Here is a 19,682-nt window from a genome sequence, read left to right as displayed (position 1 = left end):
AAAAAGCCGGGCTCCTGGGGCCCCTTTGCGTCAGCCATTCAACGAATCCGCCTATATACCAATGAGTAAAAATACCTCCGACTTGTCTTCCCACACGCCAATGATGCAACAGTACTGGCGTCTCAAGAATCAACACCCCGATCAGCTGATGTTCTATCGCATGGGCGACTTCTACGAGATCTTCTACGAAGACGCGAAGAAGGCCGCCAAGCTGCTGGACATCACCCTGACCGCACGGGGACAGTCGGCAGGCCAGGCCATTCCCATGTGCGGCATCCCCTACCATGCCGCCGAGGGCTACCTGGCCAAGCTGGTCAAGCTCGGCGAGTCGGTGGTGATCTGCGAACAGGTGGGCGACCCGGCCACCAGCAAGGGCCCGGTGGAACGCCAGGTTGTGCGTATCATCACGCCGGGGACCGTGAGTGACGAGGCGTTGCTGGACGAGCGCCGGGACAACCTGATCGCTGCGGTACTGGGTGACGAGCGCCTGTTCGGCCTGGCCGTGCTGGATATCACCAGCGGCAACTTCAGCGTCCTGGAAATCAAGGGCTGGGAGAACCTGCTGGCCGAGCTGGAGCGCATCAATCCGGTGGAGTTGCTGATCCCGGACGACTGGCCACAGGGCCTGCCAGCGGAAAAGCGCCGTGGCACAAGGCGGCGTGCCCCCTGGGACTTCGAGCGCGACTCGGCGCACAAGAGCCTTTGCCAGCAGTTCTCCACCCAGGACCTCAAGGGCTTCGGCTGCGAAACCCTGACCCTGGCCATCGGCGCCGCCGGTTGCCTGCTCAGCTATGCCAAGGAAACCCAGCGTACCGCCCTGCCCCACTTGCGCAGCCTGCGCCATGAACGCCTGGACGATACGGTGGTGCTGGACGGCGCCAGCCGACGCAATCTGGAACTGGATACCAACCTGGCGGGCGGGCGCGACAATACCCTGCAATCGGTGGTCGATCGCTGCCAGACCGCCATGGGCAGCCGTTTGCTGACTCGCTGGCTGAACCGGCCGCTGCGTGACCTGAAGGTCCTGGAGGCGCGCCAGTCCTCTATCACCTGCCTGCTCGATGGCTATCGCTTCGAACGCCTGCAGCCGCAGTTGAAGGAAATCGGTGATATCGAGCGGATCCTCGCGCGGATCGGCCTGCGCAACGCTCGTCCACGGGACCTGGCCCGCCTTCGGGATGCTCTCGCCGCGCTACCGGAACTGCAAGTGGCCATGGCCGAGCTGGAAGCGCCCCACCTCAAGCAGCTGGCCATCACCACCGCTACCTATCCGGAACTGGCGGCTCTGCTGGAGAAAGCCATCATCGACAACCCGCCAGCGGTGATCCGCGACGGCGGCGTGCTCAAGACCGGCTACGACAGCGAACTCGACGAGCTGCAATCGCTGAGCGAGAACGCTGGCCAGTTCCTGATCGACCTGGAAGCTCGGGAAAAAGCCCGGACCGGACTGTCCAACCTCAAGGTCGGCTACAACCGCATCCACGGTTACTTCATCGAATTGCCGAGCAAGCAGGCCGAACAGGCCCCTGCGGACTACATCCGGCGCCAGACCCTCAAGGGTGCCGAGCGCTTCATCACGCCGGAGCTCAAGGCTTTCGAAGACAAGGCACTGTCGGCCAAGAGCCGTGCCCTGGCGCGCGAGAAGATGCTCTACGACGCGCTGCTGGAAACCCTGATCAGCCACTTGCCTCCCTTGCAGGACACCGCGGGGGCCCTGGCCGAGCTGGATGTGCTGAGCAACCTGGCCGAACGGGCGCTGAACCTGGATCTCAACTGCCCGCGCTTCGTCAGCGAGCCTTGCATGCGCATCAGCCAGGGCCGTCATCCGGTGGTGGAACAGGTGCTGACCACGCCGTTCGTGGCCAACGACCTGAGCCTGGACGACAGCACCCGGATGCTGGTGATCACGGGGCCGAACATGGGCGGTAAATCCACCTACATGCGACAAACCGCGCTGATCGTGCTGCTGGCCCATATCGGCAGTTTCGTGCCGGCGGCAAGTTGCGAGTTGTCCCTGGTGGACCGGATCTTCACCCGGATCGGTTCCAGCGACGACCTGGCCGGCGGGCGCTCGACCTTCATGGTGGAAATGAGCGAAACCGCGAACATCCTGCATAACGCCACCGAACGCAGCCTGGTGCTGATGGACGAAGTCGGTCGTGGTACCAGTACTTTCGACGGTCTTTCCCTGGCCTGGGCTGCGGCAGAACGTCTCGCCCATCTGCGGGCCTATACGCTGTTCGCCACCCATTATTTCGAGCTGACGGTACTGCCGGAAAACGAACCGTTGGTGGCCAACGTGCACCTCAATGCCACCGAGCACAACGAACGAATCGTCTTCCTGCACCATGTGCTACCCGGACCTGCCAGCCAGAGCTATGGCCTGGCCGTAGCCCAGCTGGCTGGGGTTCCGAGCGCTGTGATCACGCGCGCACGAGAGCATTTGAGCCGCCTGGAAACTACGAGCCTGCCCCATGAGGCCCCCAAGCAGGCCCCTGGAAAAGCCTCGGTTCCGCAGCAAAGCGATCTATTCGCTAGCCTGCCGCACCCGGTATTGGAAGACCTGACCAAACTGGATCTGGATGGCATGACACCCCGCCAGGCACTGGAAATGCTCTATACATTGAAGACACGCATCTAACGCGAACGCCTTCAAGCTGTTAGAATCTCGCGCGGTTTGGGATGCTGTGGACTATTAGCCTGGTCCACAGACTATCGCTCCCAAACCTGGCGACCCCAATCCTGTAGGGGCTCCGCTGCCGCCGCCTGAGGAGAAAATTAGAAATGACCTTCGTCGTCACCGACAACTGCATCAAGTGCAAGTACACCGACTGCGTAGAAGTCTGTCCGGTGGACTGCTTTTACGAAGGCCCGAACTTCCTGGTAATTCACCCGGATGAGTGCATTGACTGCGCGCTGTGCGAGCCTGAATGCCCTGCTGTAGCCATCTTCTCCGAGGATGAAGTCCCGGAAGAGATGCAAGAATTCATTCAGTTGAACGTCGAGCTGGCAGAGATCTGGCCGAACATCACTGAAAAGAAAGATTCGTTGCCCGATGCCGAAGAGTGGGATGGCGTCAAAGGCAAGATCAAGGATCTCGAACGCTAATTGCTGCCGCGTTCCTGAAAAGGCCCCTTGCGGGCCTTTTTGCATTTCTGGGACCTGGAATTCTGCGAGCCACTTTTCTACAGGCGAAAAAAGGGGCGGTATGACCCGCCCACATTTTTTCCCTAGTCCCTGTGTTCCTTGTCATCGTCCTGATGAATCGCTTCTTGCGATGTCCTGACCATCGTCCTTGATGGCTGTGTCTATCCGTCGACACAGGGCTGATATTAGAGATTTCCCAGATAACGGCAATCGCACTATCAGCGGGAAATTTTGTCCAACCAGTTCAATACAAAACAAAAAATCCTTTTAAATCAATAAGATAAAAAACATCTCAAGCTTATCTAGACAACTCAGAAGTCGCAAAAAACCAATAGATTACGAAAAAGTAATCTTTGGCTTACATAGCGATTAAGAACACTTCCGTTTCTCACCCCTAGCATCTGACAACGCGCTTTCATACCGCCCATGAAAAAGCCCCGAACCAGTCGTAATGCCAGTCGGGGCTTCTTGTCGGCCGGTTCAGAGGCTACTGAAACAGCGACTCACTGGACAAACCGTTCTTCTCGAGAATTTCACGCAAGCGCTTGAGGCCTTCCACCTGGATCTGCCGCACCCGCTCACGGGTCAGGCCAATCTCCAGGCCAACATCTTCAAGAGTGCTGCTCTCATGGCCGCGTAAGCCAAAACGGCGCACCACGACCTCGCGTTGCTTCTCGGTCAGCTCGGAGAGCCATTGATCGATACTTTGCGAAAGGTCGTCGTCCTGCAACAGTTCACAAGGATCCGTCGGGCGCTCGTCGGTCAACGTATCCAGCAAGGTCTTGTCCGAATCCGGCCCCAGCGAGACATCCACCGAAGACACTCGCTCATTCAAGCCAAGCATACGTTTGACTTCTGCCACCGGCTTCTCGAGCAGGTTGGCAATTTCTTCAGGAGAGGGTTCGTGATCGAGTTTTTGCGTCAGCTCACGAGCGGCGCGCAAGTAGACGTTGAGTTCTTTGACCACATGAATCGGCAACCGGATGGTCCGGGTCTGATTCATGATCGCCCGTTCGATAGTCTGACGAATCCACCAGGTGGCATAGGTCGAGAAGCGAAAGCCGCGTTCCGGGTCAAACTTCTCCACCGCCCGTATCAGGCCCAGGTTGCCCTCTTCGATCAGGTCCAGCAGCGACAACCCGCGATTGACATAGCGCCTGGCGATTTTAACCACCAGTCGCAAATTACTTTCAATCATGCGTTTTCGCCCGGCAGGATCGCCACTCTGCGACAGACGCGCAAAGTACACTTCCTCTTCGGGAGAGAGCAATGGAGAAAAGCCGATTTCATTGAGATACAACTGTGTCGCATCGAGCGCACGAGTGTAGTCAATATATTTGTGTTGCTTTACTGCAGCGGAGCTTTTGGATTTGGTGCGAACGGAAGGTGGAGTTGCCCCCTCATTATTCGACATCGAATCCATATCGATTCCGCTCTCCATCAGGAGAACTTCATCGTCGATGTCAAACTCCGGCACTTCTTTACTGAGAGCCATTGTTATAGTCCTTTGGTGAGTTCGACCTCAGGCTCAAGCGGCGCCTTTATCCTTGGCATCGCTGGAACCTGTTCCCTCTACGTGACGGAACAGGCTGGTAACGGATCAACGACGTGGCAGGAATTGCAGCGGATCTACAGGTTTACCTTGTCGGCGAATCTCAAAGTGCAGTTTCACCCGGTCTGTACCAGTTGATCCCATCTCGGCAATTGTCTGTCCGACTTTGACCTGCTGCCCCTCCCGAACCAGTAGCTTACGATTGTGACCATAAGCGCTGACGTAGGTTTCGTTGTGTTTGATGATGACTAATTCGCCGTAGCCCCTTAAGCCACTCCCGGCGTAAACCACCGTCCCATCAGACGCAGCTAAAACAGGCTGTCCCAAATCCCCGGCGATATCAATGCCTTTATTCAAACTACCGTTTGAAGAAAATTTTCCAATGAGAACGCCACTCGAAGGCCAGCCCCAACCTGTCGGCGCAGGGCCTGCGGGCACCGCTGGAACGGGCGCCGGAGCTGGTGTGGGCTTGCCAGCGGGGCTGGAATTGGCACCTGTTGCAGGAGGTGTAGTCGTTGTCGCCGGACGACGAATGACCGTCGTCTTGCTGGAAGAGGAAGCACTGGTTTGGGTGCTGGTCACCACGGTCGCCGGTGCTGTACCAGTACGCCCATCAAAGCGAATGGTTTGCCCCGGATGAATGGTATAGGGCTCGGCAATATTGTTACGGGCCGCCAACGCCTTGTAGTCCCAACCATAGCGAAAGGCGATGGAAAACAGCGTATCGCCGCGACGCACCACATACTGGCCAGTCGTTACAGTCGGACGCTGCGGCGCCGCATTACTGTTGCGATCAACCACACCCACGCTGCTGGACTTGGTGCTGGAGCAACCGACCAACAAGGAACTCAAGACAAGGCCAATCATCAGTCGCTGAAAGCTTGTTGTACCCATACGCTGCGCAATGACTGTGAGACTCACCCGCCGCTCCCTTTCTGGTGTTTGACGATATAGATTGCCTGGCTCAGGCACGAAATGACGCAAGTATAACCGGGTGCCAGCGCTTTACCGCCGGCACAGCGTACGAGACAACCAGTGTTTGTTACGGGTCGTAGCCCCACTCATTGACGATCAATACGCCAGTAAGACACAGCCAATCGGAGAGAATTCACCCCGCCCCGAGAAATGCTCAGGCCAGAGGGCCATTGAGCAGGGGCACAAAACGCACTGCTCCCAGGACATGCCGGGCAAAACCGTGTTCTTCACGAATGATCAGCATCAACTGCTGTACCTCGCCAGCGCCGACCGGAATCACCATCCGCCCGCCGGGAGCGAGCTGATCGAGCAGAGCCTGGGGAATATCGGTAGCCACGGCAGTCACGATGATACCGTTATAGGGCGCCAGTGCCGGCCATCCCTCCCAACCATCACCCCAGCGAAACACCACATTGCGCAGGTTAAGCTCCTGCAGGCGCTCCTTGGCCCGATCCTGCAGAACCTTGATCCGTTCAACCGAAAATACCCGTTCCACCAACTGCGACAGTACTGCCGTCTGGTAGCCCGATCCGGTACCGATCTCCATCACCTTGTCCAACGGGCCGGCCTCCAACAGCAGCTCGCTCATGCGTGCCACCATATAGGGCTGGGAGATGGTCTGGTTATGGCCAATAGGTAGCGCCGTGTCTTCATAGGCACGATGGGCCAGGGCCTCATCGACGAACAGATGTCGCGGTGTACGCCGTATGACCTCCAGCACCTGGGGATTGGACAGCCCTTCATCATAAAGCCGCTGGATCAAGCGCTCACGGGTGCGCTGGGAGGTCATGCCGATCCCCCGCCGTAACAGATCGTCTTGCTCGCGGGCCATCAGCGCAGCCCCTCCAACCAGCCATCCAGGCTCCTGAATGCATCATTGAAGGTGCGATCCAGCTGCAATGGCGTGACGGAAACGTACCCCTGCATCACGGCATGAAAGTCGGTACCAGGACCGCCATCCTCGGCGTCGCCAGCAGCGGCGATCCAATAGCCGGCCTTGCCGCGGGGGTCCACCACCTTCAGGGGGGCGGCGGCACGGGCTCGATGCCCCAGGCGAGTCAGTTGGATGCCACGAATATGATCGAGAGGCAGGTTGGGAATGTTCACGTTCAACACCGTCCGTGGTGGCAAGTCCAGCAAACCTTGTGCTTGAACCAGCTTGCGCGCGAAATGAGCGGCGGTGGCAAGATTTTCCACCTGCCGCGATACCAGCGAAAAGGCAATGGCCGGGCGTTGCAGGAAGCGCCCTTCCAAGGCCGCAGCAACGGTTCCCGAGTACAGCACATCGTCCCCGAGGTTGGCCCCCAGGTTGATACCCGATACCACCATGTCCGGCTCATGCTCCAACAGGCCATTAAGCCCCAGGTGAACGCAATCGGTGGGCGTGCCGTTGATGCTGATATAGCCATTGCCAAGAGTATGCGGGTGCAACGGGCGGTCGAGCGTGAGCGAGCTGCTGGCGCCGCTTTTGTCTTGGTCCGGTGCGATAACCACACATTCGGCGTGATCAGCCAGCGCAGCATGCAGCGCGGCGATACCGGGTGCAGTTACCCCATCATCGTTAGAAATCAGAATACGCATGGGCTGTCCGTCTGCCCTGCCGGCACCAGATCGACGAGCTCGCGCACCAAGGCGGTGGCGAAACATCCGGCCGGAAGGACGAATTCCAGTTGCAGAATATCAGGCACGGGATAATGCCACGTCAAACCGCCAATGGGCAGCCGCAGGATGCGTCGTTCGTGCGCCATACCAGCTTTTATCAACCATTTGCACAACGCTTGCTCGCGATCGGCAACGCCTTGCTCCACTGCCTGGATTGCGCCCCCGGCAGGGGAGTCGCCCTCGCCCCACAACGGCCCGGTGGGATGCAGGTCGAGGATATCCAGCCGCGGGTCCGAACACTCGGGTTGTCCGGCCATGAAAAAGCTGCGGCTGTCGGTGAATGCCAACAAGTCACCCACTTGCGCTCGCCGCCAACTGCCGTCGGCCACTCGCGTTGCCAATACCTGATTGAATACGTAGCTGCGAGCCGTCGAAAGCAATCGCGAACGAACGTTGCGCTGCTCTGGCAAGGCTTCGCGTACCGCCCAATCACGAGCATCGACCAGGTTACCGCCTTCATGACCGAAACGCTGGGCACCGAAGTAGTTGGGAATCCCCTGCTCGGCGATCAGTTTCAGGCGCTCATCGATGGCCGCGTGATCGGCCTTGAGCTCCGTCAGACGCAAGGTAAAGCCGTTAGCCGCATGGGCTCCGCGCTGCAGCTTGCGCCTATGGCGCATGGCCTTGAGAATCTTCAGGGTGTGGTTTTCAGCGGCGGCAAGATCCGGATCGGCCTTGCCAGGCAATTGCACACTGAACCACTGACGGGTCAAAGCCTGTCGATCCTTGAGCCCGGCATAGCTGACCGTGCGCAATGGCACCCCGGCCGCCTTGGCGATCCGGCGTGCCGCTTCCTCGGTGTTCAAGCCGCGCTTTTCCACCCACAACCACAGGTGCTCGCCATCGCCGCTAAGTGGGATATCGAGGACTTCATCAACCTGGAAATCCTCGGCCGTAGCCTTCAGTACAGCGCTTCCCAGGGCCTCGCCATAGGCCAGTGGGCCCAACAGTTGCAGTTCGTTCATGCGCGTTGCAACAAGGCCACGGAATGTACCGCGATCCCTTCCTCTCGACCGGTGAAGCCAAGCTTCTCGGTGGTCGTCGCCTTGACGTTCACTTGATCGAGCTCGACCTGCAGGTCGGCGGCAATCAAGGCCCGCATGCTTTCTATATGGGGCGCCATCTTCGGAGCCTGGGCAACGATAGTGTTGTCGACATTGCCGACCTTCCAGCCCTTGGCATGGATCAGGGCGACAACATGCCGCAGCAAGACACGGCTGTCGGCCCCCTTGAACTGAGGGTCGGTGTCAGGAAAGTGCTTGCCGATATCGCCCAGCGCGGCGGCGCCCAACAAGGCGTCGCTGAGTGCGTGCAGCAACACATCGCCATCAGAATGGGCCAATAGCCCGGAATGATGGGCGATACGCACACCACCCAAGGTGATGAACTCGCCCTCAGCGAAACGGTGCACATCGTAGCCGTGGCCAATACGCATAAAAAAACGCCCCGAAAAAGTCAGGGCGTGATTCTACCTGCTTTGGCGAGCATTAGGCGTTAAGAGCGCGTGCATGGTGCCGTAGGTGGTCGTCGATGAAACTGGCGATGAAGAAGTAACTGTGGTCGTAGCCCGGCTGCAATCGCAGTGTCAGCGCATGCCCCGCATTCTTCGCCGCCTGTTGCAGGGCCTCGGGCTTGAGCTGGCTCGTCAAGAAATCATCCCGATCGCCCTGATCGACCAACAGTGGCAGTTTTTCGCTGGCCTCAGAGATCAAGACACTGGCATCCCACTCGCGCCAGCGCGAGCGCTCCTCGCCCAGGTAACGGGAAAATGCCTTCTGTCCCCAGGGGCAATCCATAGGATTGCTGATGGGAGCAAACGCCGACACCGATTGGTAACGACCTGGATTACGCAACGCACACACCAAGGCTCCGTGCCCGCCCATGGAGTGTCCGCTGATACCTCGCTTGTTCGAGGCGGGAAAATGAGCTTCCACCAGCTCCGGCAGCTCATTGACCACGTAGTCGTGCATCCGATAGTGCTGGGCCCATGGCGCCTGGGTCGCGTTGAGATAGAACCCGGCGCCAAGGCCAAAGTCCCAGGCTCCGTCCGGATCGCCAGGCACCCCGGCACCGCGAGGGCTGGTATCCGGAACGATAATGATCAGCCCCAACTCTGCCGCCATGCGCTGGGCTCCGGCCTTTTGCATGAAGTTCTCGTCGGTGCAGGTCAACCCGGACAACCAATACAGCACCGGTAGCTTGCCACCTTGCTCGGCCTGTGGAGGCAGGTAGACAGCGAACACCATGTCACAGCCCAGCACCTGGGAATGATGCTTGTAGCGTTTATGCCAGCCGCCGAAGCTTTTCTGGCACGAAAGATTTTCCAGACTCATGGCAGACCTCCAGCCACAAGCCGCAAGCGTCAAGCTGCAAGCAGGTAGCGACCCCTCTTGCAGCCCATGGCTTGCAGCTTGACGCCGCTCTTAGAAGTGGATGACCGTACGGATGCTCTTGCCTTCGTGCATCAGGTCGAAAGCCTTGTTGATGTCCTCCAGGCCCATGGTATGGGTGATGAAGGTATCCAGCGGGATCTCGCCCTTCTCGGACATTTCCACATAGCTGGGCAGCTCGGAGCGGCCACGTACGCCACCGAATGCCGAGCCGCGCCAGACGCGACCGGTCACCAGTTGGAAGGGACGGGTGGCGATTTCCTGGCCGGCACCGGCCACGCCGATGATCACCGACTCGCCCCAGCCCTTGTGGCAACACTCCAGCGCTGCACGCATCAGTTGCACGTTGCCGATGCACTCGAAGGAAAAGTCCACGCCGCCATCGGTGAGATCGACGATCACTTCCTGGATCGGGCGATCGTAGTCTTTGGGGTTGATGCAGTCGGTAGCGCCCAGCTGGCGGGCGATCTCGAACTTGGCCGGGTTGATATCGATGGCGATGATGCGCGATGCCTTGGCCTTCACGGCGCCAATCACCGCCGACAGGCCGATGCCACCCAGGCCGAAGATCGCCACGGTGTCACCCGGCTTGACCTTGGCGGTATTGAGCACCGCGCCAATACCCGTGGTCACGCCGCAGCCCAGCAGGCAGACCTTCTCCAGAGGCGCTTCTTTCTGGATCTTGGCCACGGAGATTTCCGGCAGCACGGTGTACTCGGAGAAGGTCGAGGTGCCCATGTAGTGGAAGATCGGCTGGCCTTTGTAGGAGAACCGGGTAGTGCCGTCCGGCATCAGCCCCTTGCCCTGGGTCGCGCGGATCGCCTGGCAGAGGTTGGTCTTGCCCGAGAGGCAGAATTTGCACTTGCCGCATTCCGGGGTGTACAGCGGAATAACGTGGTCCCCCACGGCCACCGAGGTCACGCCCTCGCCCACCGCTTCCACTACTGCGCCACCTTCATGGCCGAGAATCGACGGGAAGATCCCTTCCGGGTCGGCACCCGACAAGGTGTAGGCGTCGGTATGGCAGACCCCGGAAGCCACGACCCGCAACAGCACCTCACCGGCCTTGGGCATGGCGACATCGACTTCAACGATCTCAAGGGGTTTCTTGGCCTCGAAGGCAACGGCAGCGCGCGACTTGATCATCCTGGGTCCTCCAGTGAATAAAAACGAGACAGGGAGTGTAAAACAGCGCCCTGTGAGGGAATAATCCGGACAAAAGCAAAACATTATTGCCATACAGGGATAATCGACATGAGCGAAAGCCGCTGGGAAGGCATCGATGAGTTCGTCGCCGTTGCCGAGTGCTGTCAGTTCACCGCAGCAGCGGAGCGCCTTGGAGTCTCCCCCTCCCATATCAGCCGACAGATCGTTCGCCTGGAAGAGCGCCTGCAGACGCGTCTCTTGTACCGCAGCACCCGGCGGGTGACGCTGACCGAGGCCGGTCAGACGTTCTTGCAGCATTGCCAGCGCCTGCAGGATGGACGCGAAGAAGCGCTACGTGCGGTAGGTGACCTGGGCAGCGAACCCAAGGGCATGTTGCGCATGACTTGTGCGGTAGCCTACGGCGAGCGCTTCATCGTGCCGCTGGTGACCAGCTTCATGGGCCTCTACCCACAATTGCGGGTAGACATCGAGCTGAGTAACCGCACCCTGGACCTGGTGCATGAAGGGCTGGACCTGGCGATTCGCCTCGGGCGGCTGCAGGACTCGCGACTGGTGGCCGCAAGGCTGGCGCCACGGCGCATGTACTTGTGTGCTTCGCCGTCCTACCTGGAGCGTTACGGACGCCCCCATAGCCTTTCAGAGTTGAGCCGCCACAATTGCCTGATCGGTAGCTCGGATATCTGGCAACTGGAACTGGAGGGTCGGGAGTTCGCGCAGCGGGTGCAAGGCAACTGGCGCTGCAACAGTGGGCAAGCGGTGCTGGATGCTGCTCTGCAGGGGGTCGGACTATGCCAGTTGCCGGATTACTACGTGCTGGAACATCTGCACAGTGGCGCGTTGATTTCCCTGCTCGAAGCCCATCAGCCGCCCAATACCGCAGTGTGGGCGCTCTACCCGCAACAACGGCACCTGTCGCCCAAGGTGCGCAAGCTGGTGGACTATCTCAAGGAGGGCCTGGCCCGGCGTCCGGAATACCAGAAGCGGTAGACGCAACAGGCTGGCTACAGGGGGGATCAGCGGCGGTTGGCCCAACGCTGGCGCAACCACTCCAGGTCTTCCGGACGTGTGACCTTGAGGTTGTCGGAGCGTCCTTCGATCAGGCGCGGTGCCTGCCCGGCCCACTCCATCGCCGACGCTTCGTCAGTGATCGCGACGTCGGCCACCAGGCTATCGGCCAGGGCTCGATGCAAGGCGCCGAGACGGAACATCTGCGGGGTATAGGCTTGCCAGATCAAGCTGCGATCCACGGTTTCCAGGACCCGGCCATGCTTGTCGATGCGCTTGAGAGTGTCCCGGGCCGGCACTGCGAGCAGGCCGCCCACAAGATCGTCAGCCAGCTCAAGCAGTAGCTTGTCCAGGTCTGAGCGGGCTAGGTTCGGTCGTGCCGCATCATGCACCAGCACCCAGTCATCATCGGCTGCCCCCTGGGCATGCAGGTGAAGCAGAGCATTGAGCACTGAGCCAGATCGCTCCGCGCCACCATCGACCCGCTGGATCCGCGCGTCCTGGGCACAAGCCAGGGTCGGCCAGTAGGGATCGTCCGGTGCCACACTGACGACCAGCCCCTTGAGACCGGGGTGGTCGAGAAAGCAGCCGAGGCTGTGTTCGAGAATAGTGCGCCCGCCCAATTGCAGATACTGCTTGGGGCGGTCCGCGGCCATACGGGCACCCACGCCCGCGGCAGGAATCACGGCCCAGAAGGCCGGCGACAACTCGCTCATTGGGCCAACTGGTAGAGGGTCTCGCCCTCCTTGACCATGCCCAGTTCATGACGAGCCCGCTCTTCGACGGTCTCCATGCCCTTCTTCAATTCCATGACTTCCGCATCGAGTACGCGATTACGCTCCAGCAGGCGCTCGTTTTCAGCGTGCTGGTCGGCAATCTGCTGGGTCAGTTCTGCTACCTGGGCCAAGCTGCCATTCCCCACCCACAGGCGGTACTGCAAGCCAGCCAGCAGCAAGAGCAAGACCAGGAACAACCAATTGGGACTGCGCATCGAATATCGGGTATCCAGTGAAAAAAGACAGCCATGCCTACAACTTCGATCCTACTGATAGCACGAAGCCTGGAAGAACCAGGCTTGTGCTCTTAAGGCATCAGATTAGTGGCAAAAAACTCGCTGTAGCGATTTTCTCGACACAATCCGGTGTCTTTTTACCATCTACTGCTTAGCCGCGAAACTCGCTACGACCGTTGTACTTGGCCTTGCCGTTCAACTGCTCTTCGATACGCAGCAGTTGGTTGTACTTGGATACGCGATCGGAGCGGCACAGCGAACCGGTCTTGATCTGGCCAGCTGCAGTACCCACGGCCAGGTCGGCGATGGTGGAGTCTTCGGTTTCGCCGGAACGGTGGGAGATCACGGCAGTGTAACCAGCGGCCTTGGCCATCTGGATGGCTTCCAGGGTTTCGGTCAGACTGCCGATCTGGTTGAACTTGATCAGGATGGAGTTGGCGATCTTCTTGTCGATGCCTTCCTTCAGGATCTTGGTGTTGGTCACGAACAGGTCGTCGCCCACCAGTTGCACCTTGTCGCCGATCTTGTCGGTCAGGATCTTCCAGCCAGCCCAGTCGGACTCGTCCAGGCCATCTTCGATGGAGATGATCGGATAGCGCTGGGTCAGACCCTTGAGGTATTCGGCGAAACCTTCGTTGGTGAACACTTGGCCTTCGCCAGCCAGGTTGTACTTGCCGTCTTCATAGAACTCGCTGGCAGCGCAGTCCAGGGCCAGGGTCACGTCGGTGCCCAGGGTGTAGCCGGCGTTGGCCACGGCTTCGGAGATCACCTTCAGGGCGTCTTCGTTGGAAGCCAGGTTCGGAGCGAAACCGCCCTCGTCACCTACAGCGGTGTTCAGGCCACGAGCCTTCAGCACTGCCTTGAGGTGGTGGAAAATCTCGGTACCCATGCGCAGACCTTCCGAGAAGGACTTGGCGCCAACCGGCTGTACCATGAACTCCTGGATGTCGACGTTGTTATCGGCGTGCTCGCCACCGTTGATGATGTTCATCATCGGTACCGGCATCGAGTAGACACCAGGGGTACCGTTGAGGTTAGCGATGTGGGCGTACAGCGGCAGGTCCTGGTCCTGGGCGGCGGCCTTGGCGGCAGCCAGGGATACGGCGAGGATCGCGTTGGCGCCCAGGTTGGCCTTGTTCTCGGTACCGTCCAGCTGGATCATCGCCTGGTCCAGCGCCTTCTGGTCGATCGGGTCTTTACCCAGCAACAGGTCGCGGATCGGACCGTTGATGTTGGCTACCGCCTTGAGCACACCCTTGCCCAGGTAGCGGCTCTTGTCGCCATCACGCAGTTCCAGTGCTTCACGGGAACCGGTGGAAGCACCGGACGGAGCGCAAGCGCTGCCGATGATGCCGTTGTCGAGAAGCACGTCCGCTTCGACAGTGGGGTTGCCACGGGAGTCGAGAACTTCACGACCTTTGATGTCGACGATTTTTGCCATTGTTGTAAACACTCCAAAGTTGACGAAAACGACGCAGCTGTAGGAAATCTTCTACCGTCGGCAAGGTAGGGAAAGCAGGCAGTCTTGCAGACGATAAGGCTCAGGCCCGGGGGCCTGAGCAATAATCGTGCGGTACTTTACCGGAGAAACCGGTCTTACGCGGTTTCTACCGTCGGAAAACTCTTGACCAGCTCGTCCAGGGCCTTGAGCTGGGCCAGGAACGGCTCGAGCTTGTCCAACCGCAGGGCGCAAGGGCCATCGCACTTGGCGTTGTCCGGATCCGGATGGGCCTCGAGGAACAGGCCGGCCAGGGACTGGCTCATGCCGGCCTTGGCCAGGTCGGTGACCTGGGCCCGGCGACCGCCGGCCGAATCGGCACGACCACCCGGCATCTGCAGGGCGTGGGTCACATCGAAGAACACCGGGTACTCGAACTGCTTCATGATGCCGAAGCCGAGCATGTCCACCACAAGGTTGTTGTAGCCGAAGCTGGAACCGCGCTCGCAGAGGATCAACTGGTCGTTACCCGCTTCCTCGCACTTGGCCAGGATGTGTTTCATTTCCTGGGGTGCAAGGAACTGGGCCTTCTTGATGTTGATCACTGCGCCGGTCTTGGCCATCGCCACGACCAGGTCGGTCTGACGCGACAGGAAGGCCGGCAACTGGATGATGTCGCATACCTTGGCTACCGGCTCGCACTGGTAAGGCTCATGCACATCGGTGATCACTGGCACGTTGAAGGTCTTCTTGATCTCCTCGAAGATCTTCAGCCCTTCTTCCATGCCCGGACCACGGTACGAGGTCACCGACGAACGGTTGGCCTTGTCGAAGCTGGCCTTGAACACGTAGGGGATACCGAGCTTCTCGGTCACCCGTACATATTCCTCGCAAACCTGCATGGCCATGTCGCGGCTTTCCAGCACGTTCATGCCGCCGAACAGCACCATGGGCTTGTCGTTGGCGATCTCGATGTTGCCTACGCGGATGATCTTCTGCGCCATCAGGTTCACGCCTTCTTCTGGTGTTGAGCCAGGGCCGCCTTGACGAAACCGCTGAACAGCGGGTGACCGTCACGCGGGGTGGAAGTGAACTCCGGGTGGAACTGACAGGCGACGAACCATGGATGATCCTTCGACTCGACCACTTCGACCAGTGCGCCGTCTTCGGAACGGCCCGAAACCACCAGGCCGGCTTCGACCAGTTGCGGCAACAGGACATTGTTGACTTCGTAGCGGTGACGGTGACGCTCGGTAATCACATCCTTGCCGTAGCAATCGTGGACCTTGGAGCCGGAAGCCAGTTGGCAATCCTGCGCGCCCAGGCGCATGGTGCCGCCCAGGTCGGAGGCTTCGGTGCGGGTCTCGACCGCGCCGGTGGCGTCGGACCATTCGGTGATCAGGCCCACGACCGGATGGCCGCTGGCACGATCGAACTCGGTGGAGTTGGCGTCTTTCCAGCCCATCACGTTACGGGCGAACTCGATGACCGCCACCTGCATGCCGAGGCAGATACCCAGGTACGGAACCTTGTTCTCACGGGCGTATTGCACCGCGGTGATCTTGCCTTCCACGCCACGCAGGCCGAAACCGCCTGGAACCAGGATGGCGTCAGCGCCTTCCAGCAGGCCGGTGCCCTGGTTCTCGATGTCCTCGGAGTCGATGTAGCGCAGGTTGACCTTGGTACGGTTGGTGATGCCGGCGTGGCTCATCGCTTCGATCAGCGACTTGTACGCGTCCAGCAGCTCCATGTACTTGCCGACCATGGCGATGGTGACTTCTTTCTCGGGGTTCAGCTTGGCGTCCACGACCTTGTCCCACTCGGACAGGTCGGCGCTGTTGCACTGCAGGCCGAAGCGCTCGACGACGAAGTCGTCCAGGCCCTGGGCGTGCAGTACGCCAGGAATCTTGTAGATGGTGTCGACGTCTTCCAGGGAGATCACCGCACGCTCTTCAACGTTGGTGAACAGCGCGATCTTGCGACGCGACGAAGCATCGACCGGGTGGTCGGAACGGCAGATCAGCACGTCAGGCTGCAGGCCGATGGAGCGCAGTTCCTTGACCGAGTGCTGGGTTGGCTTGGTCTTGGTCTCGCCAGCGGTGGCGATGTACGGAACCAGGGTCAGGTGCATCAGCATCGCACGCTTGGAACCGACTTCGACCCGCAGTTGGCGAATGGCTTCGAGGAACGGTTGCGACTCGATGTCGCCCACAGTGCCGCCGATCTCTACCAGGGCCACGTCGGCATCGCCGGCACCCTTGATGATGCGGCGCTTGATTTCGTCGGTGATGTGCGGGATCACCTGGATGGTGGCGCCCAGGTAGTCACCACGGCGCTCTTTGCGCAGCACGTGCTCGTAGACACGGCCGGTGGTGAAGTTGTTGTTCTGGGTCATGGTCGTGCGGATGAACCGCTCGTAGTGGCCCAGGTCCAGGTCGGTCTCGGCGCCGTCATGGGTGACGAACACTTCACCGTGCTGGAACGGGCTCATGGTGCCCGGGTCGACGTTGATGTACGGGTCCAGCTTGAGCATGGTGACCTTAAGTCCCCGCGCCTCCAGGATGGCCGCCAATGAAGCCGAGGCAATGCCTTTCCCCAATGAAGAAACAACACCGCCCGTGACGAATATGTAGCGCGTCATGAAAAACCCTAGAAGTCTGCGTTAAAGCGGTCAGTGCCGCCGGGGAAAGCGAAGGAAGGCCGAAGCCCCCGATCACCTGCATTAATCACAGTGCATCTTTCAAAAAAACCGCCGCGTTGTGACAGACCGGATGCAAAAACACCGGTACGTTGCTCGCTACACATTTTTTGGAATCGCCCAGCAAAGACTGCTTGGTAATCGGCAACTCCTGCAATTCAGGCGAATCCACAGAAGTTGTATCAAGAAGGGAGCGTAGTCTACCGGAAAGCCCCTTTCAGCTCAAACCTTGATCGCTGGTCGGTGGTCGCCAATGCAATTGCCAGCCTGCCTGGGTATTCGCGCCAGCCATCGGCAGGTTCGCCACCGCCAGCAGTTGATCGCCCGCATACAGCAGCGGCAATCTGCCACGGACGAATCCCGGCACCCTGGCTTCGTTCAACAGCCGCTTGAGATCACGATGACCACGCCCAGCCAGTTGCATGACTTCGCCCCCTTGGCGATAGCGAATGCACAATGCCCCCTCGGGCCTGGGTCCGATCAGCGAGACCTGGCCATTCCCGGGCAACAGCAATGGGCAAGATGGGTCGCTCCATTCAACTCCCTCCCCGACCGGTCGCAGCCAGGGACCGCGCAGCCACCAGACATTTCCCGCAGCACGATGCAATTCGCCATCCGCCAAGCGCCAGATCGGTCGCCCCTCTTCCCGGGCATCGCGCACACTCTCCCAGCCTCGCCAATGATCGGTATCCGGCAAGCGCGTGAACCCGCTCAACCAGTAGCTCAAGGCATTACGCTGGCGCGCTGGTGATAGTTGCCGCAATGGCTCCAGAGCCAAGGCAGGGAGGCCGAGCCAGGAAAACTCAGGACATTGGGCCGCGCTTGCCAGGTCCATCCGGGCCAACTCGTCGAGCAAGCCCTGGGCCTCGCCAAGGTGCTCGGCGCTACGGCTCATGCTCGCCGCCGCCTTGGGCCAGTGCGCGTGCAGCATGGGCAAGACTTGATGCCTCAGGTAGTTACGCGAGTACCGCTGGTCGGCATTGGAAGGGTCCTCGACCCACTCCAGGCCGTGCTCGGCAGCATAGCGCTCAAGCTCGGCACGCGGCACATCGAGCAGGGGCCGAAGCAGATGCCCGGCCCCCAGCGGACGACTCCGCGGCATCGCTGCCAGCCCGCGGGCTCCGGCGCCTCGCAACAGACGAAACAACAGGGTCTCGGCCTGGTCGTCCCGATGCTGTGCCATCAGCAGCAGGTCACGGGGAGCCAGGACCTCCTCGAAAGCCGAATAGCGCGCCTCACGTGCCGCCCGCTCAAGACTGGCACCACCCCGCACCTGCACCCGCACGACTTGCAAAGGAATACCCAGGGCCTCACAGATTGCCTGGCAATGCGGCGGCCAGGCATCGGCCACCCCTTGCAAGCCATGGTGGACATGCACGGCCGAGAGGGGCGGAAAGGAATGTTCGGATGCCAGGCCGGCAAGCACATGCAGCAAAACGGTGGAGTCGAGCCCACCCGAGAACGCAATGCGCCAGGCAGCGGCTTCACGCCAGGGCGCCAGGTTTCGCAGCACAGTGTTGGAAAGAGAAGTCATCACGCTATCAGGACCTGCATGAGCGATCGGGCAACCTTGCGCTGGTCCCACAAATAACATGGCGCCGTGATCGAGTCGATCAACGGCGCCAGGTTTCCAGCATGCCTACTCCTGCAATGCAGGGTAGCGGTCGATCAGAGACCGTAGCTCATCAAGCGGTCATAACGACGAGCCAGCAAGGTGTCGTTATCCATCTCCTTGAGCATGGCCAGCTGCGAGCTGAGCTCGGCACGGATCAGCGCGGAAGCGGCGGCCGGATCGCGGTGGGCGCCGCCCAGCGGCTCGGCGATCACTTTGTCGACGATCCCCAGGCCCTTGAGGCGCTCGGCGGTGATACCCATGGCTTCGGCGGCGTCGGCGGCCTTTTCTGCGGTTTTCCACAGGATGGAGGCGCAGCCTTCTGGCGAAATCACCGCATAGGTGGAGTATTGCAGCATGTTCAGTTGGTCACACACACCGATGGCCAAGGCACCGCCGGAACCACCTTCACCGATCACGGTGGCGATGATCGGGGTCTTCAGGCGCGCCATGACCCGCAGGTTCCAGGCAATGGCTTCGCTCTGGTTACGCTCTTCGGCGTCGATGCCTGGATAGGCGCCCGGGGTGTCGATAAAAGTCAGGATCGGCATCTTGAAGCGTTCGGCCATTTCCATCAGGCGGCAGGCCTTGCGGTAGCCTTCCGGACGCGGCATGCCGAAGTTGCGGCGAACCTTCTCGCGCACTTCGCGGCCCTTCTGGTGGCCGATGATCATCACCGGCTGCTCGTCCAGGCGGGCAACGCCACCGACGATCGCGGCGTCGTCGGAGAAGTGGCGATCGCCATGCAGCTCGTCGAACTCGGTGAAGATGTGCTGGATGTAGTCCAGGGTGTAAGGACGACGCGGGTGACGCGCCAGACGAGCGATCTGCCAGCTGGTGAGCTTGCCGAAGATGTCCTCGGTCAGGGTCTTGCTCTTGTCCTGCAGGCGGGAGATCTCATCGCCGATATTCAGCGAATTGTCATTACCGACCAAGCGCAACTCTTCGATCTTGGCTTGCAGGTCGGCGATCGGCTGTTCGAAATCAAGAAAATTCGGGTTCATAGGCGTCCGTCTGGGGTCGA

At 60.1% G+C, this 19,682-nt stretch carries 18 protein-coding genes; 3 read left to right on the top strand and 15 right to left on the bottom strand.

All coding sequences use genetic code 11. The features are described 5' to 3' along the window. The first annotated feature begins 61 nt into the window (after nt 1-61). Together mutS and fdxA are read left to right on the top strand one after the other, a co-directional pair. Nucleotides 62-2,641: a DNA mismatch repair protein MutS gene (gene mutS, locus I9018_RS06090; protein WP_241108973.1), complete on the top strand. Its 2,580-nt coding sequence runs from the start codon at nt 62-64 to the stop codon at nt 2,639-2,641. 143 nt (nt 2,642-2,784) lie between these two features. Continuing rightward, nucleotides 2,785-3,108, top strand: coding sequence for a ferredoxin FdxA (fdxA, locus tag I9018_RS06085; protein WP_007924025.1), 324 nt, complete (start codon nt 2,785-2,787; stop codon nt 3,106-3,108). 526 nt (nt 3,109-3,634) lie between these two features. On the opposite strand, the gene rpoS is transcribed toward fdxA, so the two are convergent. From rpoS to I9018_RS06045, 8 genes are all read right to left on the bottom strand, one after another. After that, the gene (gene rpoS / locus I9018_RS06080; RefSeq protein ID WP_241108972.1) at nt 3,635-4,642 is read right to left on the bottom strand and encodes an RNA polymerase sigma factor RpoS; all 1,008 of its coding nucleotides are present in this window, start codon (nt 4,640-4,642) and stop codon (nt 3,635-3,637) included. Nucleotides 4,643-4,747: 105 nt separating this feature from the next. Then, the gene (locus I9018_RS06075; protein ID WP_241108971.1) at nt 4,748-5,620 is read right to left on the bottom strand and encodes a peptidoglycan DD-metalloendopeptidase family protein; all 873 of its coding nucleotides are present in this window, start codon (nt 5,618-5,620) and stop codon (nt 4,748-4,750) included. 208 nt (nt 5,621-5,828) lie between these two features. Continuing rightward, the gene (locus I9018_RS06070; protein WP_176719770.1) at nt 5,829-6,464 is read right to left on the bottom strand and encodes a protein-L-isoaspartate(D-aspartate) O-methyltransferase; all 636 of its coding nucleotides are present in this window, start codon (nt 6,462-6,464) and stop codon (nt 5,829-5,831) included. A gap of 41 nt (nt 6,465-6,505) precedes the next feature. Further along, entirely contained in the window at nt 6,506-7,255 is a 750-nt protein-coding gene (gene surE / locus I9018_RS06065) for a 5'/3'-nucleotidase SurE (RefSeq protein ID WP_124345859.1), read from the bottom strand. Next, nucleotides 7,243-8,301 carry a tRNA pseudouridine(13) synthase TruD gene (gene truD / locus I9018_RS06060; protein WP_241108970.1) on the bottom strand — a complete coding sequence of 353 codons (1,059 nt, stop codon included), beginning with the start codon at nt 8,299-8,301 and terminating at the stop codon, nt 7,243-7,245. Before truD ends, surE begins: the two co-directional genes overlap by 13 nt. Next, the gene (gene ispF / locus I9018_RS06055) at nt 8,298-8,771 is read right to left on the bottom strand and encodes a 2-C-methyl-D-erythritol 2,4-cyclodiphosphate synthase (RefSeq protein WP_241108969.1); all 474 of its coding nucleotides are present in this window, start codon (nt 8,769-8,771) and stop codon (nt 8,298-8,300) included. Before ispF ends, truD begins: the two co-directional genes overlap by 4 nt. A gap of 52 nt (nt 8,772-8,823) precedes the next feature. After that, a complete protein-coding gene (fghA, locus tag I9018_RS06050; protein WP_241108968.1) occupies nt 8,824-9,669 on the bottom strand; it encodes an S-formylglutathione hydrolase in 846 nt (281 codons plus the stop codon). A 90-nt stretch (nt 9,670-9,759) separates the two neighbouring features. Further along, nucleotides 9,760-10,872 carry an S-(hydroxymethyl)glutathione dehydrogenase/class III alcohol dehydrogenase gene (locus I9018_RS06045; RefSeq protein WP_068580384.1) on the bottom strand — a complete coding sequence of 371 codons (1,113 nt, stop codon included), beginning with the start codon at nt 10,870-10,872 and terminating at the stop codon, nt 9,760-9,762. 108 nt (nt 10,873-10,980) lie between these two features. Between I9018_RS06045 and I9018_RS06040 the strand changes: the two genes are divergently transcribed. After that, nucleotides 10,981-11,880, top strand: a complete 900-nt coding sequence (locus I9018_RS06040; protein WP_241108967.1) for a LysR family transcriptional regulator — start codon at nt 10,981-10,983, stop codon at nt 11,878-11,880. A 26-nt stretch (nt 11,881-11,906) separates the two neighbouring features. Here I9018_RS06040 and ispD read toward each other — a convergent pair whose 3' ends face one another. The 7 genes from ispD to I9018_RS06005 all read right to left on the bottom strand — a co-directional run bounded on the left by ispD (nt 11,907) and on the right by I9018_RS06005 (nt 19,662). Next, nucleotides 11,907-12,614: a 2-C-methyl-D-erythritol 4-phosphate cytidylyltransferase gene (gene ispD, locus I9018_RS06035; protein WP_068580390.1), complete on the bottom strand. Its 708-nt coding sequence runs from the start codon at nt 12,612-12,614 to the stop codon at nt 11,907-11,909. Next, the gene (gene ftsB, locus I9018_RS06030; RefSeq protein ID WP_068580393.1) at nt 12,611-12,889 is read right to left on the bottom strand and encodes a cell division protein FtsB; all 279 of its coding nucleotides are present in this window, start codon (nt 12,887-12,889) and stop codon (nt 12,611-12,613) included. Before ftsB ends, ispD begins: the two co-directional genes overlap by 4 nt. A 172-nt stretch (nt 12,890-13,061) precedes the next feature. Further along, complete coding sequence (gene eno, locus I9018_RS06025; RefSeq protein WP_068580395.1) at nt 13,062-14,351, bottom strand: phosphopyruvate hydratase; 1,290 nt, start codon at nt 14,349-14,351, stop codon at nt 13,062-13,064. 155 nt (nt 14,352-14,506) lie between these two features. Continuing rightward, the gene (gene kdsA, locus I9018_RS06020; RefSeq protein WP_124345857.1) at nt 14,507-15,352 is read right to left on the bottom strand and encodes a 3-deoxy-8-phosphooctulonate synthase; all 846 of its coding nucleotides are present in this window, start codon (nt 15,350-15,352) and stop codon (nt 14,507-14,509) included. A gap of 5 nt (nt 15,353-15,357) precedes the next feature. Beyond that, nucleotides 15,358-16,989: a CTP synthase gene (locus tag I9018_RS06015; RefSeq protein WP_068580396.1), complete on the bottom strand. Its 1,632-nt coding sequence runs from the start codon at nt 16,987-16,989 to the stop codon at nt 15,358-15,360. 274 nt (nt 16,990-17,263) lie between these two features. Next, nucleotides 17,264-18,580: a tRNA lysidine(34) synthetase TilS gene (gene tilS, locus I9018_RS06010; protein ID WP_241108966.1), complete on the bottom strand. Its 1,317-nt coding sequence runs from the start codon at nt 18,578-18,580 to the stop codon at nt 17,264-17,266. Nucleotides 18,581-18,714: 134 nt separating this feature from the next. Continuing rightward, complete coding sequence (locus I9018_RS06005; protein ID WP_022642588.1) at nt 18,715-19,662, bottom strand: acetyl-CoA carboxylase carboxyltransferase subunit alpha; 948 nt, start codon at nt 19,660-19,662, stop codon at nt 18,715-18,717. Between the last annotated feature and the right edge of the window lie 20 nt (nt 19,663-19,682).

Origin of the sequence: Pseudomonas sp. MPFS (assembly GCF_022537035.1) — a bacterium.
GTDB classification, from domain to species: domain Bacteria; phylum Pseudomonadota; class Gammaproteobacteria; order Pseudomonadales; family Pseudomonadaceae; genus Aquipseudomonas; species Aquipseudomonas sessilinigenes.
This window is presented reverse-complemented; position numbering and strand designations above follow the sequence as displayed.